Source organism: Pirellulales bacterium, assembly GCA_019636335.1.
GTDB lineage: Bacteria > Planctomycetota > Planctomycetia > Pirellulales > JAEUIK01 > JAHBXR01.
The window spans coordinates 107,070-121,839 of record JAHBXR010000007.1; the positions used below are offsets into that span (position 1 = coordinate 107,070).

The 14,770-nt window shown below is 63.5% G+C and carries 7 protein-coding genes; 3 read left to right on the forward strand and 4 right to left on the reverse strand.

Annotation, left to right across the window (positions count from 1 at the left end; translation table 11 throughout):
• Nucleotides 1-11 precede the first annotated feature (11 nt).
• Both KF708_09235 and KF708_09240 read right to left on the reverse strand, forming a co-directional pair.
• Nucleotides 12-515, reverse strand: coding sequence for an N-acetyltransferase (locus KF708_09235; protein MBX3412858.1), 504 nt, complete (start codon nucleotides 513-515; stop codon nucleotides 12-14).
• Nucleotides 512-5,071, reverse strand: a complete 4,560-nt coding sequence (locus KF708_09240) for a c-type cytochrome (protein ID MBX3412859.1) — start codon at nucleotides 5,069-5,071, stop codon at nucleotides 512-514. The genes KF708_09235 and KF708_09240 overlap by 4 nt, the downstream gene beginning before the upstream one ends.
• 366 nt (nucleotides 5,072-5,437) lie before the next feature.
• Here KF708_09240 and KF708_09245 point away from each other — a divergent pair, with 366 nt between their 5' ends.
• The 3 genes from KF708_09245 to KF708_09255 all read left to right on the forward strand — a co-directional run bounded on the left by KF708_09245 (nucleotide 5,438) and on the right by KF708_09255 (nucleotide 12,376).
• On the forward strand, nucleotides 5,438-7,645 hold the full coding sequence (locus KF708_09245) for a hypothetical protein (protein ID MBX3412860.1): 2,208 nt from the start codon (nucleotides 5,438-5,440) through the stop codon (nucleotides 7,643-7,645).
• A gap of 327 nt (nucleotides 7,646-7,972) precedes the next feature.
• Nucleotides 7,973-9,760: a BBP7 family outer membrane beta-barrel protein gene (locus KF708_09250; GenBank protein ID MBX3412861.1), complete on the forward strand. Its 1,788-nt coding sequence runs from the start codon at nucleotides 7,973-7,975 to the stop codon at nucleotides 9,758-9,760.
• A gap of 525 nt (nucleotides 9,761-10,285) precedes the next feature.
• The gene (locus KF708_09255) at nucleotides 10,286-12,376 is read left to right on the forward strand and encodes a hypothetical protein (protein MBX3412862.1); all 2,091 of its coding nucleotides are present in this window, start codon (nucleotides 10,286-10,288) and stop codon (nucleotides 12,374-12,376) included.
• A gap of 64 nt (nucleotides 12,377-12,440) precedes the next feature.
• Here KF708_09255 and KF708_09260 read toward each other — a convergent pair whose 3' ends face one another.
• On the reverse strand, nucleotides 12,441-13,988 hold the full coding sequence (locus KF708_09260) for a trypsin-like peptidase domain-containing protein (GenBank protein MBX3412863.1): 1,548 nt from the start codon (nucleotides 13,986-13,988) through the stop codon (nucleotides 12,441-12,443).
• Nucleotides 13,989-14,114: 126 nt separating this feature from the next.
• The gene (locus tag KF708_09265; protein MBX3412864.1) at nucleotides 14,115-14,561 is read right to left on the reverse strand and encodes a TraR/DksA family transcriptional regulator; all 447 of its coding nucleotides are present in this window, start codon (nucleotides 14,559-14,561) and stop codon (nucleotides 14,115-14,117) included.
• Nucleotides 14,562-14,770 lie beyond the last annotated feature (209 nt).

The window sequence follows — 14,770 nt, forward strand, 5'->3', positions numbered from 1 at the left end:
GCCGTCGCGGCTTATTCGAGATCGCCGAAAGGGGGCGAGTATTGCACACGGCCGGTCAGTCCGCGCATGGCGTGCGGGACGAGCTCGAGTGCCATGAAGGCCTCGCCCGCGTAGTCGCAGGCGAGTTGACGCGCCAGTTCAGCCGAAAAGCCAAAGCGCGGGTAATACGGGGGATGGCCGACGACGAGCACGATCGTGTGCCCGCCGGCACGACATTGGTCGAGACCTTGTTCGATCAATCGGGTGCCGATCCGACGATTTTGCCACTCGGGGAGTACGGCCACGGGGGCCAGGGCGAGCACCGGCAGGCGTGCATCGGGCGTGATGATCTCGATGGCACTGTAGAGGACGTGGCCGACGATCTGCTCCGCTTCCTCGGCCACGAGCGATACGCGATGGTAGCCGTGCGCGCGCAATGAGTCGACGAGTCGCGATTCGTCCTCGCCCCCGAACGCCTGGCGATGGAGCTCATAAATGGCGGAACGGTCGGCGGGGTTTTCTGCACGGACGATCATGGCGGCGTCGGTTGATCCAACAGGAGATAGCGGAGCAGATCGCGGAGTTCGCCGGGGGTTTTGATGAGGCCGCTTGGCATGGGGGACAACGCCGCGGGCTCGCGCTGGTCGATCTCGGACACAGAAATTGCCCGCCGGGTTCCGTCGGGCAGCAAGAGCGTGACCTGCTCTCCCGCTTCCCCTACCACCAGGCCCGAGAGAACCTCGCCCGCAGTGGTGGCGATCGTGGTGCCGCGGAAGGGCGCGGCGATCTGCCGGCTCGGCAACAAGACCGATTCGACCAGATGCGGGATCGTGAAACGGCGCTTGGCGTCGGCCAGGCTTGGGGCTCCTCCGCCGGCCTGGGTGTTGCTGACCGCGTGACACTTCGTGCAACCCAGCGTGCCGAACAAGGCGCGGCCGCGTTCGGCATCACCTTGCGACACCTCGGGCGACCAGTCGATGGTGGCAAACTCCGCGGGAATCGTTTCGCCGCTGGACGACGCGGCGCTGCGCAGTCGTTCGGCGAGCACGGAGGCATCGAGTCGATCGGCATGCGCGACGGAGATCTCGTCGCGCGCCTGGACGCTGGCCGAGAATTCGCACGTCGGTCGCGTCCCGTCGTCCATCAGACGAATGAGCACGTCGTTCGAGCCCGGCTGCGCGTCGACGATCACGACCGCGGGGGACGGCTCTGGCACGGGTCCGTCGTGAACCAGGCTGCCGTTGAACCAGACGCGCAGGTGGGGTGCCGAGGTGGCCACTTTGAGCACGGCCGGCTGGCGCGTCCCGCTCTGCAGCCGGAAGTGGGCATAGGTCGAACTGGGGGCTTGGGATGACATCGCCCAGGCGAATTGGTGTTCCTGTGTCGATTCTTCGCGCCAGGTCATGGTGTTGTGGCCGAGATCGTAGTTCGCTGATAGATCGATGGACTGCGTCTCGGGGGGATGCGCGGCGGTAGCCTCCGCATCATCGTCGAAAGGCCCCACGGCCCAGAGCTTGTCGATCTGTTGTACCGGTCGTGTGGCAACTTCCTTGGTCAAGGCCTCGCGGCGCGCGACCTCGATCAACGGTTCGACCCGTTCGTCGCGCAACAGCGACAGGTAGTAGGCTGCCTGGGCTTGCACGCGCGGGGTCTCGTCTTCGAGCGCCGCACGCAGCAGGGCAAACAGTGCTTCCTGCAAGGGCGTGTGCGGGGTGGCGTGCCAGGCTTCGGCCGTGGTGTAGCTGCCCAGACGCCCCAACGCGCGGAGATCGACCGGTTCGGCCGCATCGGCAAAGGGGAGCTTCGTTTTGAAGAAGGTATTCTCCTCTTTGTAGAAGAGGGGCAGCGACTCCGGCGGCACACCGTCGCGCGCGGGGACGGTCAGACGCATGCCGGCCGCCAGCGTTCCGGCGAGTCGTTGCGCTGGATCGCTTGCCTGGACGAACGATTGCAACTCATCGAGCTCGGCTCGCTGCGATAGTAGTCGAGCGGCGGTCTGGCGTAGATAGTCGTCCGCACTTCCGGCAAGCCTGGCCACCAGGTTCAACGGCAAAGGGTAGTCAGCAGGAAAGAGGCCATCGAGGGCCGCCAACTGTTGCGCCGGTGCGCCGTTCTCAAGCGCCGCGACGAAGCACTCATAGGTTTCCAGGTTGGGGGAGAACTCGGCCAAGGCACGCAGGGCCGCACTTCGTTGCGGATGACGCGCATCGGATGCGATGGCGCGCAGGGCCGGTTCCGCGCCGGACCCCTTTCCCGCGGCCGCGAGCCAGATGAGGTGTTCGAGCGAACGATCGTCGGCGTGCGCGTCGCTCAAGCGGGTGGCGGCCTCGACCAGCAACTCGCCTCCGCGGCGCAAGATCTCCTGATGCGCCGTGTGGCGGTGGAACCAGGAGAGGCTGGCGAGCTCTTCCCACAACGCGGCAGGGGGCAACTTCGTTTCGTCGTAATAGACGTCAGCCGATGCAAAAGACGACTCGGCGAGATCGATCACCGAGATTTCACTGACGCAATAGGGCGAAGCAACGTTGCCGGCGAGGTAGGACGAAGACACGAAGATGCGGCCGTCGGGGCCTACGGCGATCCCCGTCGGCCGGGCGTTTTCATCGGTGTGGAGCAACGGGCTGCCTTGCGCGGCGAACGACGCTCCACGCGGCAAAGTTTCATACGCAGTGACGTCGAAGCTCTCCCAGCGGCAGAGCAGAAGCCGCTGCCGCAGCGCCGCGGACAATCGCGGTTCGTCGTACCACGCCATGTCGCAGGGCACACCACGACCGAGCGAGTCGAGCATCGGCTCGACGAGATCGGCTCGCTCCGGGCTCTTCGAAGCCATCCAGCCGCGCGGCCAGGCAAAGTCGATCTCGGGCGTGACGTGGAGCAGGCGCGCCGGCGCGTAGCGGTCGGCTTGGCTCTCGTGGTCGTTGTCGTTCGTGAACAGATTCCAATGCGGGTCGAACGCGAGTCCGACCGGTCCGCGCAGCCCACCTGCGACGTAGCGCAGGTCGGTGCCGTCGGGCTTGAGACGCCAAACGGCCCCTGCCCCGTTGTAGGGCACCTTCGTCCCGCCGGGCCGAGGATACAAGGTCCAATGTCCCCAGGCGTCGGGACGTTTCCAATCGCCGTAGCCGAGCAAGGGATCGCCGTGATCGAGATAGAGATCTCCCTGCGGTCCAAAGGCCAGACAGTGAAAGCTGACGTGCAAGTCGAGAGGCAAACCCCATAGCAAGCGGCGCGGTTGCAACCCCTCGCGGCGGACGCGTCCCTCGGGCAAAACGTAAAGTGCGGCGGACGTCATGACGTAGAGATCGTCGCCGCGCAGCTCGAGACCGATGATGATCGAATCGTGCGGAAAGCGATACAGCTCTTGCCGCGGCAAGAATCCCCCCTGCCCGTTCGGCTCGAAGACGAACACGCCTTCACGTCCGCCGACGAACAAGCGGCCGGCGCTATCGCAGCGCAGTGCCATGTAGACCTGGTCGGGGGAGCGATCGATGAGCGTCGATTTCAGTTTCGGATTGCTAGGGGTGACATGCGATCCGATGGTGGGCATCAAGTGGCTCGTCGGTGTGGCGACGATCATCGCCCGTTGGGCATGGTTGGCCGGCGATGCAAGGTCGAGCATTCGCTCGGCATCCTTCGTGTCGCGTTTCCAAAGGGCCACGGTCTCGTCGTCGAGGGGAGGCGCCTCGGCAGTCGTGCGGGGTGCAACCAGCCCGCGCGAGATACGCGCCCAGTCGATTGTGCCCTCGCAGCCAAACTTTCCCTCGAGCAGCCTGCCCAGGGCGAGACCCTGCGGCGCGGAAGATTCGGCCTTGCGCGCTGCCCCCCCTTCTGCCACGACGCGGCCGTCGACCAGCAGTTTCGTATGCCCCGCTTCGAGCACCAGCACGAGGTTGTGCGGCTGGCCATCGCATACATCGACTTCGCTATGCAGGTGGTCGGGAGTCGCACCGGGCATGTACGCGGTGAGGTGGCCGCTGCCGGGCAGCGTGAAGAGTTCCCAGTGCGCCGCCGAAGACTTCGTGTCGCAGGCCAGCAGAATGTTGAAGCCCTGTTTCGAGCGCAGCGTCGCGCGGCACTCGATCGTCAGGGGAAGCTGGCGATACGACTCGCGCCCTTCGGCGAGAAAGCCTTCGGCGGTCTCGAATGCGTCGAGTTGGCTCCGATACGTGCGATAGACCGGTCGTGGACCGGCGGGCTGACCCTCGAGCTGCGGTACCAGCCAGTCGAGGCCAGCCAGGTTGTCCTGCAGACGACCTTCGGCGTCTTCCTCGGTGTGGTTGAGTATGCCGATAGGCCCACGGTAACCGCTCGCGCGAATGATTTCGAGAAGTTGGAGATCGAGATCTCCCGTGGCCAACGGCATGATCTTCAAGCCCCGTTGATCGCCGTCGCGGGTCATGCCGTTAAGATTCACCGCCAGCAGATACGGCCGCATCAACTCGAGCAGGTCGGGCAAGCGGTCGAGGTGCGCATGTCCGTGGTGCAGATTGTAGACGATCCCGACGTTGGGCAAGCCCAACTCGCGGATGATGGCGATCTGATTCTCGGGTTCGCCGAACCAGGCTCCGTGGTTGTAGAGCCCCACCTGGCAGCCGAGGGGGGCCGCGGCCTCGGCGATGGGGCGAATCCGTGCGGCCTCGGCGCGAACTCGTTCTTGCTGTTCGGCGAGCGTTTGGGTGGGGGCCCCGCCGCCGGTGATCCAGAGTTGTGGATGGATGTCGTGCCGGCGGCACACGTCGAGGATCAAGCGCGCCTCGTCGTTCAACTCGGTGGGAAACCACCACGCGTCGAGCGAGACGCCGTATCGCTTGAGCGCGGCGACTTCCTCATCGAAGGTGGGAATGTGTTCGGCGCGGTAATCGTAGGCGAGATGCTTGAGGCCGAGCTTTTCGAGCATGGCCGCTCGTTCTTCCGGCCCACGCCGCTTGGCATCGAAGGGAACAATGCACCAGGCCCAAAGATTATCGCGGGCATAAAGCTGCGAGGCCGGCAGTGGCGCGTCGGACGAGAGGGGCGTTTCGGCCCTCAGCGAGGACGCGGCGGTACAGAAGATCGCCAGCACGAAGAGCGAGCGCAAACGGCGGAATGGCATGATCGTTGAGTTCAAAAAGGCGATGAGGCGTGATTTACAGGATCTCGCCGGGGCTGGCGCGATCGTGGACCTATCGATACGGGCTTGGGGCGAGACAGCCGCTGCTCAGCACGCGTTGGGGATCCGACAAGGGCTCGGCCCGCAAGGGGGACCGCACGCAACGTGACCAGATTAGCAGATGGCGAGTCACGCCGCTGCAAAGGGGCCTGCCGAGGGAATTCTGCCAGGCGAAATGCTTGCCCGATTTTTCAATCCGATCCAGACTGGCACCTACGGAACATCTTCGCGCCAGAGGGGGGGGATAACGTCATGCAAAATCATTGTTCTGGGAACGTGTTCGTTCCCACGTCTGCAACGCACCGCCGTTTGAGTGGTGGGCTTCTCATTCTCGCCACGCTGCTGGCAATTCCCTGTCGCGTACGCGCCCAAGAAGAGTCTGTCACGGACCAGACCTCGGCGGCCGTACAGAACGAATTGCACGAGTTCACGATCGACGGGACTCGCAAGTGGTTGGCCAGGCCGGTCAGCGTCCAGCGTGGAGTGGTTGAATTCCGTTTCCAAGGGGGTGGCGGAAACTATGCTCCGCTTAGCAAGCTGTCGCCGGAAGACGTGGCCTATTTGCGGCCGTTCTTGATGAGCGAGTTGCGCCAGAGCTATTCGCTCGCGGCCTGGCAGCACCTGGTCGATGCGGACGCGAAGAAATCTAAAGTGTGGCGTGCGATGGTCGAAGCCTTCCCGGCCAAAGACTACGACAAGTTGGAGGAACTGGCGACGACCTGCCGAGAAGATACCGCCACCAGCGTGGGACCGTGGCAAACACCGCTATTGTCTTATTTCTACAACCGGCTTGATTACTCGTCCGAGATCACGCTCGAAGACCTTGAGGCGTGGGCCGAGGCCCGGCCTCGGTCGAAAGCGGCGCAGCTCGCGCTAGCGAGTCGTTGCATGCGATTGGGCTGGGAGGCACGTGGTGGCAAGACGATCGATCAAGTGACGAAAGAGGGCTATGCCGAATTGCAGCGGCAGGCTCGCCGGGCCGCCAAAATCTTGGAAGATGCCAAGGACTTGCCCGAGGAAGACCCCTACTACTACGACCTGGCCGTGAGCACCAACCGCGCCTTGGGCAACGATGGTGACGAGCTCGTGCGCATCGCGGGAGAACTCGCCGAGCATGCGCCGACGTATATGGCGGCACATGTCTCGTTGGCGTATTCGTTGCTCCCCCGCTGGGGCGGACATCCCGATGCCACCGAGACGTACTGCAAGCTGGCAGCCGACAACGTCGGCGGACGCGACGGTGACAAACTCTATGCTTCTCTCTGCATGAAGCTGCATGGCTGGATCAAGCGCGAGGTGTTCGAGTTCGATCTCGACCGAGTAGAGCGGGGAGCAAGGGCCATTCTGGCCGACGAACCAGACGATTTCTGGGCGGTCGGCGAGATCGCGCAGCAGGCGATGCAGATGCATCTCTTTCCGCTTTCACGCGACGCCTTCGATCAATTGGAAGCACGCGATCTGCCCTGGAATGACGCCTACTACGGCGATTTCGTCTACTACGAGCGCGAACGCCGGCGGGCAAAATTGTCGGTCGACATGGATGCCGTCTACATGTTGATCTCGATCCATCCCGAAGGGGCCCGCGAGATTCGTTTCTTGCCGAACGGCCGCAGCATCATCAGCGTGGGGCCCGGGCCTGCGCCAAAAGATCAAGTCGGGCGCTGGAGCGTGTTGCAGGGAATCGATCAAACGCACCGGGGACGATACCACGAGAACAGCTTCGAGGGGTTTGCCTTCGATCTGGCCGGCGGAAGCGAATTGAATGAGAACTCGACGTTCGTGGCCGGCCGCGACGGGCAAGGCAACGCGCGCTGGTACTGGAGTCTCGATGGGCGGTTCATGACGTCGCACGAAGAAGGCTCCCATCCCATTCAAGCGGCGCTGCTGCTGCCCCACGAAGACCGCGCCATCATTGCGGGAGGCCAGGCGGCATCTTGGGTGCGCTCGTTTACCTGGCCACAGGGCAACGATTGGAAGCTCGATCCCGGAGTGCGCGTGATCGACATGGCTTTGGACGAGGGAGCCGAGAGCTTCGTCGTCGTGGGCGCGCGCGGCAAGATCGCCGTCGTCGACATCGCCACACGCAAGGTGACGCGGAGCGCCACGTTGCCGACCACGCACTCGCTGACCAAGGTGGCCTACGCGCCTGATGGCGAAACGCTGCTCGTCGCCACGAAGAATAAGGTCTATCTGCTCGACATTGCGACCTTGGAAACCAAGGCCCAGATCGAAACGCCCGGCAACCTGAGTGGATTGGCGGTGTCGCCGAAAGGGACTTGCTTCGCCACGGCTCATGGCAAGGAGAACCTGGCCGTGCTGTGGGATTGGGAGACGCGCAAGGAGATTCGTAAGCTGGTCGGGCATAGCGAGGAGGTGACCAGCGTCGACTTCCATCCCAGCGGACGACTGCTGGGCACCGGATCACTCGACGGCAGCATCCGTCTGTGGGACGTCGAGCTCATCACGACGGGCGAGAGCAGCCTGCCCCCCCTGGGTGAATACGACGGATCCTATTGAGCATCGTCCAAGGGCATCCTGCCCTTGGTTGCTCACGGGGAATTCGCGTCGACTCTCGTGGCCAAGTCCGCGGGCTCGACTTCGGCGACCGCCAGCAACGCTAGCAACTTCGAGCTTAGCGCCGGCGATTCTGCCTGGTTCGCCTGCCCCGGCGATTCTCTGTTTCAGGCAAATTTGCTCTGCGACTGCGCACGCGGAACTACCGATACAACCGATACGACCCGCAAACTTGTGGGTGTCGAGTGGGAGCGTGCGCGGGGCACGCGGCAACGGCCGCGAGGGGTGCGCGTCACGCGACGTCGATCGGAGCCAAGGGGGATGCGTCCGATGATTGGGCGTTCGAAGCATTGGATGGTACCGGCGGTCTTGTGGAGCTGCAGTGCCTTGCTCGGCCTGCCGGCCGCGGCACAGGATCCTTACGCGCGCCTGGCTCGAGCGAGCCAGATGCGGCAGCAAGAGCAGCAGCGGACCGGTTGGTATCGCGCGACGGAATACGGGCCGCCGGCCTACGAGTCTGCAAACGACGCTCGTCGGACTTCGCCAAGCCCGGCGAAGCATGCCACGGCGCATGCACCGCGGCGAACTTCCGGTGTCTCGATCGGCTCGGCCTCTCCTGCCGAGGGATCGCCCCGCCGCATGCCCGGGCGGCGCCCGCAAGCCATCGCTGCGCAGCCCTACAACGAGCAAGACGCTTACTACGAAGAAGATGCCTCCTACGAGCGAACCGAATTCGAGCGTGCGCGGCCCTCGCGCGTGTCGCGCACGGCCTACGACAATCCCACGCCGGCCCCCATGACAGAATATGTCTATGAGGACGGTCCCCCCGGCCAGTGGGAAGGTGAATATGTGCCTGCGCCACGCGGCGGTCGGGGCGGATATGAGGCGTTCGATGATGCCTATAGCGCGATTGATGGTACGCACTATCGCTCGTCGTACAGCACGCGTTGCGACGGCGGCTGTTGCGAGAATGGCTGCGATAGTTGCGACGGATGCGGATCCTGCTTCGGGCCGTTCGCCTCGTTCTTGCACGGCCTCGGCGAGGCGGGCGCTTGGGTCCACGCCGACTACCTGATGTGGTGGATGAAGGGGCAGGCGCTGCCCCCCTTGGTCACGACCAGCCCCGACGAGACCCCGCGTGCCGATGCTGGCGTGTTGGGGGAACCGGGGACGCAGATCGTCTTCGGCAATCAACGCTATCTGAACGAGATGCGCGCGGGAGGACGAATCGAGTTCGGCGCGTATCTCGACGATTGCCACACGATCGGCATTGGCGGCGGATTCTTCGGCCTCGGCGAAGACACCGCCACATATGCCAACGCGTCGGCGGGCGAGCCGATCATCGCGCGTCCCTTCTTCAGCACGTTGACGAACGCGCAGGACTCGGCCCTGACAGCCTATTCGAGCACCGAGAGTGGTGACATCGCGGCCGGTACGATTCTGGCCAGCACCTCGAACGATTTGATCAACGCGAATGCGTTTCTCACGAAGATGATCTACCGCAATTGCGGGGTGCGCTGGGACGCCCTGGCCGGTTATCGCTTCACGCGATTTGACGAAGGCCTGGCGATCAGCGAATTCATCACCGTGACGGAGACGGGCTCGGTCGTTCCGCGCGGCACTACCTTCGATGCGCTCGACTCGTTCGACGTCGTCAACCGCTTCAACGGTGGCGATCTGGGTCTGCAATTCGAACGTTGTTCCGGACGCTGGGCCTGGAGTGGCTTGCTCAAGGTCGGCCTTGGCTCCATGTACCAGGAAGCCAACATCTGGGGGCGCACGATCGTGACGGCGCCGGGCAGCGCGCCCGATCCCCGCGAGGGCGACCTCCTGGCCATGACTTCGAACATCGGCTCGTACAGTCGCAACAAGTTCGCTTTTGTACCCGAGGCGCGTCTCAACCTGAGCTATCTGATCACGCCGAATTGGCGCGTGACGGTAGGCTACACGTTCATCTACTGGAGCGAGGTCCTGCGTGCCGGTCAGCTCATCGATTCGACGGTGAATCCGACGCTGATCTTCCCGCCGGTCCAGGGTCCGCAGCGGCCGACATTTGCCTGGCACGACAGCGACCTTTGGGTGCAGGGCCTCAACTTCGGCACCGAGTTGCGTTACTAAGGCGCCGTATCGCTCAGCTCCATCAGACCTGAATCAGATGATGGCCACCGAGGAATTCCTGGGTGGCCATGCTGTTGGTACAGACGCTCTCTCCAGCGCTCGGAACGGCTCCGGCGCGCGGTTCGCTGCTGTCACTGCTAGCGGTGGCGGTTGTGTTCGCCAGACGTCAGGCACCGCCATCTGGTTGCGATAACAGTGCAAAACTGCAGCACCACTACAAACGGTGAAAGTTCGCTTTCGCCGGGGTCGATGAGACCAGTGAAGGTTGGGCAGATTTGGTAGCTGCTGCGCGCGATCTCCTGCCTACCGGATCGCGCCCTGCGCGCCCCTCCCACGGGGCGCTGCGCGGAATCCCCTTCCGCGACGCTGTAACTTCGCCCGCCTGCCCTGCTTGCTCTCGCCGTTAATCTTTCTCCATCATTTTCCTGGCGATTTCACACGTGTTGACGGCAACGTCAGCCGCAGGAAAGCCAGCCGAGGAACAGCGCGACGTTGCTCGGCGAGACACGCTACAAGGATGAAGATATGAGCCTTTCGAGCAAGACGCGCGGCTGGCGATCGATTTTGTTCGGCTCGGCGAAATCCGCGCGTCGCCGCTCGGCGCCGCACCGGCTGCAGATTGGCCGGCGGTTGCGTTTCGAAAAGTTCGAAGCGCGCGAGCTACTGACGGCGATCCCGATTGCCGTCAACGTGCCGGACGACATCCAGGTGAAGGACATTTACCTGCAAGTCTCCGCCGTGCTCACCGAGGCCTATCAGCCCAAGTCTGGGCCCGTGCTGCCAGCGAATTCGGTGGTCTATTACGATCACGCGCTGGAAGACTATGCGCTCGCCAAGCCGGGGGGCGACTTCGTGTTTCAGTTGACGAGCAACGGCGAAGAGATCCAACTCCCCAACGCGTACGCGACCGGTGGACACATCGTCATCGGCATCGGCAGTCCGCCGAACGTCCAGTACACGCCGAAGGGTATCTCGACCCCCACGGCCGCGACGAATCCGTACAACATCTTTGGCTTGTTCGAGTACGCGATCGACGGTCATGGCCTCGACATCGACTTGTCCGAGGTGGACCAGGTGGGGTTCCCCTTCACGATCACGACGACGCCGAGCGCGCCGGTGCCCGCCAACGATGGCGTGGGCATTACCATCCCGCGCATGAGCATGTTCGACATGTACGCCGACTTCATCACCAGCCAGGGGGCCACGGCGGCGCTCTTCCAGCAAGCGTCGACCGATGGCTATCCCTACCGCATCGTGGCGCCGCAGAACCTGATCGCGGGGGGAGCGTCCGTTCCGCTGTTGCACCCGGTCAACTACCTGACGGGGGGCAGCCTGACGATCGACCAGCCCTACTATTACTGGATCACGGCCACCGACAACGGGGGCGCGGGGGAGACGATCGTCAGCAACGTGCAACAGGCGGTCCCCTACAACCTGTCGTACCGTTCGATCAATTATCCGCAGCAGACCGTGGTCCTTGGCTGGGCCCCCTACGAAGGCGCCACGGGATACAACATCTACCGGAGCGTTGCCAACGATCCGCGCACGGCGCATCGCATTGGCAGTGCGACCGCCACGCAGTTTAAAGACACCGGTCTGCCCTTGGGCAAGGAGGTGCCCCCCACGAACAACTACTCATACGATGGTCTGAACTCATACTTCAATACTGCCCTGGTTGAGTTTTTCGACCACTACACGGCGAAGGACTCGTTCAAGCTGGAACGAGATGGTCACCTCTTCCAAGGCGAAACCTCGACCTGGGTCGATCCGACGACGAAGCTGGCCTACACGGTGTTGAATATTTCTCCCACCACCGGTCCGTTCAAGGATCAAGAGTTCCTGATCTTCCGCCCCTTCTTCTCGACGAACACGAACATCCACGGGATGGTGGCTCCGCCGGCGTGGATGCCGCATCCCGATCAGTCGCCGGGCGCCATGGTGCTGGCGGCCGATGGCGTCTTCAACACAGGCGGCGCCCAGCCGGTGGTCGATTCGAAGACGTTGTCCGATCTGGAGAACTCGATCGCCTCGGCCTTCAATCGAGGCATCGCGAACAATTTCAACATCGCGCCGAGCAACTGGGCCGCCGAACCTGCCTTGAATTCGGCGACCGCTATCGAAACCCCGCCCGCCACGAACAAACTCGCGCCGAATACGACCTACTACTACATGATGACCGCGGAAAATGGTTACGGCGAAACGACGACGAGTCTCGTCCGCCAGGCGACCACCACCTCGACCGAAAAGACGGTCCTGCTCGAGTTCAGCCCGCAGTCGAGCCCCACGTCGTACAACATCTATCGCAGCCTCAGCCCGACGTCGGGCTTTACGCTCATCCATTCGGTGACCAACCCGGCGAACAACATTCACAGCTTCGTCGATACCGGCTTCGCCGACGGCACCGTCACGCCGCCGATTTACTATGCTCCGAACTCGACGTCGAACTGGTACGCGGCTTTCTGGCACCAGAACAGCACGATCGACCCGACGAACGGCGTCAGCATCAACGGGCTGGCCTATGGGTTCGCTTACGACGACCAGGGGGGCTCGTCGACCAACTTCCAGGGCTTCTTCACGCAAGTCGATATCAACATCGGCCAGTGGGCGGCGAACTAGCCCGCGCGTCGCATCCTTGGAAAACGACGCGCGAAGCCGCGTCCGCCGTAGAGGCCGCCAGCGACTACTGTCCCAGGTAAAAATTCGGCTGCACGACGACGGTGCGCGAGCCGGTGGTGCTGGGGGTACTCGGCGAGAGACGCACGGCGAGGGGTTGATCGACTTCGGCGGAACGCAGCGCAGCCTCGAGATCCCCGATGGCGCGAATCGGCTGCCGGCCGATCTGGTCGATGATTTCGCCGCTCTTGATCTGTCCCGCGGCGGGACCTTGCGGATTGACCCACGTGACGACGAGCCCATGCCGGCGATGATTGATGCGGAGTCGCTTGGCGGTCTCCGCGTCGAGCCCGATCACCGTGAGTCCCAGCGAATCGACATCCCAGGCCTCGGCGTCTTGGTTGTCGCTCAACTGCGTTTCAGCCTGGTTCACCTCGGCGGGGGGGACCACCTGGCTGCGTTTTTCGAACTGGCTGCGATCGCCCACGCGCACCGTGACGGTTTTCTCCTGGCGGTCGCGGAAGATCAGTACCGGGATATCGCGATTCACTTCGGTCAGGCTGACCAGGTTGATCAGGTGGGAATCGCTTTCGATCCATTTGCCGTTGAATCGCAGAATGACGTCTCCCACGCGCAGATCGGCCGCTTCGGCGGGAGAGTTCGGCGTGATGCCGTTGATCAGGGCGCCGCGCGGTCGTGGCAAGCCCAGCTTGGCCGCTGCCGTCGGTCCGTAATTGCGATCGAGGTGGACCCCCAGGAAGGCCCGCATCACGCTGCCGCGATCGATCAACTGCGTGGCGATCTGCTGCACCATGTTGATGGGAATGCTGAAGCCGATGCCTTCGTTGCCCCCCGAACTGCTGGCGATGGCGGTGTTGATGCCGACGACTTCGCCCCGCAGGTTGATGAGCGGACCTCCGCTGTTGCCGGGATTGATAGCGGCATCGGTCTGGATGAAGTCCTGGAATTGGACCTGATCGCTCCCGAGCTCGAGATCGCGCCGGCCTTTGGCGCTGACGATGCCGAAGGTCACCGAATGGCTCAGGCCGAAGGGGCTGCCGACGGCGAGCACGAAGTCGCCGATCTCGAGGTCATCGCTATTGCCGAGCCGGGCCGGGACCAGGCCCGGGGCCGAGACGCTCATCACGGCGACATCGGTTTGCGCGTCGTACCAGACGCGGCTGGGATTCAGCACGCGCCCGTCCGACAGGCGGATGTTCACGTGATCGAGCGTGGCGTCGCGGATGACGTGCCAGTTGGTCAGCACGTAGAAGTCGTCGTGCAGGCGGAGCACGACCCCGGATCCGGCCTCTTCGATGGTGCGTTTGCCGCCGATGCGCGTGCTGAGAGCGTCGGTCTTTTCGGTCTCGATGTGGACGACCGTCGGACCGACCAGCCGCACGACCAGCTTCAAGATGTGCGCGTGACGTTCGAGATCGGAGACCTCGCGGCCGAGCTGTTCGTAGAGCTTGTCGCGCGTGGCCAGATCGGGCTCGGAAATGCCCAGGCTGTCTTGCGCGCGGACGGTCTCTGTTCCGCAGACCGTCGCGCACGCCAGAAGCAGCACCAGGCTGGCCGACCAGAGGGCCCTACCACGAGAGCGCCGCAAGATCATCGACGGAGTCCTTCCCTAACCATCGGATCGACCGGGAAGGGCACCAGCGCGCTGCCGCGCCTTGCGCCACGCGCAAGCTTCCGGTCGCGTGACCGCAATTCGATGCTCGCCTGCAGCCCAACTCGCTCAGGAGACGTCGAGCTCGATGTCGTTGATCGACAGGTCCGCGTCGCCCGAGTTGTCGAGGACACGCCCCCAGTCGGCATCGCCGGCACCATGCCCGCCGAAGCGTTCGGCCTCGCGCTGGCATTCAATGCACATGGTGGCGTAGGGAAGTGCGTTGAGCCGGGCGACCGGGATTTTACCCCCGCACCCTTCGCACACGCCGTACTGCCCAACGCGCATGCGTTCCAGGGCGTTCTCGATGCTGGCGAGCTCGCGGCTTTCGACTTCGGCCAGTTGCGAGTTGATTTCGTCCTGGGCCGAATCGAGCGCGGCATCGATGACGTCGCCGCTCGATTGCGAGCTGAGCTCTTTGAGCAGACTCAAATCGCCGGCCAGGGCCTTACGGAGAGCGTCTCGTCGAGTAATCAGCGCTTGGCGCATGGCCAAGATTGCGTCTTTGCGTGCCATGATTGCTTCCCCTTGGTGTCCGATGGCGTGCTGCGTCGAAGGTGAAGCCCCCCTTCGAATAGCCGTTGTCGAACTCCGTGCTGTTTGCCTCGTTTCGGTTCCCTGACTACCAGTCGCAGGCCGCATATCCCGGAGAAGGGTTACCGCGGGCAGCAACCAAAATATAGTACGTGGGTCAACTCGAATGGGTCGCGAAAATGCGCACCCTG

Excerpts from the sequence above, each read along its gene's own strand:
- KF708_09235 (MBX3412858.1), bottom strand. The coding sequence starts at position 515 with ATGATCGTCCGTGCAGAAAACCCCGCCGACCGTTCCGCCATTTATGAG.
- KF708_09240 (MBX3412859.1), bottom strand. The coding sequence starts at position 5,071 with ATGCCATTCCGCCGTTTGCGCTCGCTCTTCGTGCTGGCGATCTTCTGT.
- KF708_09250 (MBX3412861.1), top strand. The coding sequence starts at position 7,973 with ATGATTGGGCGTTCGAAGCATTGGATGGTACCGGCGGTCTTGTGGAGC.
- KF708_09255 (MBX3412862.1), top strand. The coding sequence starts at position 10,286 with ATGAGCCTTTCGAGCAAGACGCGCGGCTGGCGATCGATTTTGTTCGGC.
- KF708_09260 (MBX3412863.1), bottom strand. The coding sequence starts at position 13,988 with ATGATCTTGCGGCGCTCTCGTGGTAGGGCCCTCTGGTCGGCCAGCCTG.
- KF708_09265 (MBX3412864.1), bottom strand. The coding sequence starts at position 14,561 with ATGGCACGCAAAGACGCAATCTTGGCCATGCGCCAAGCGCTGATTACT.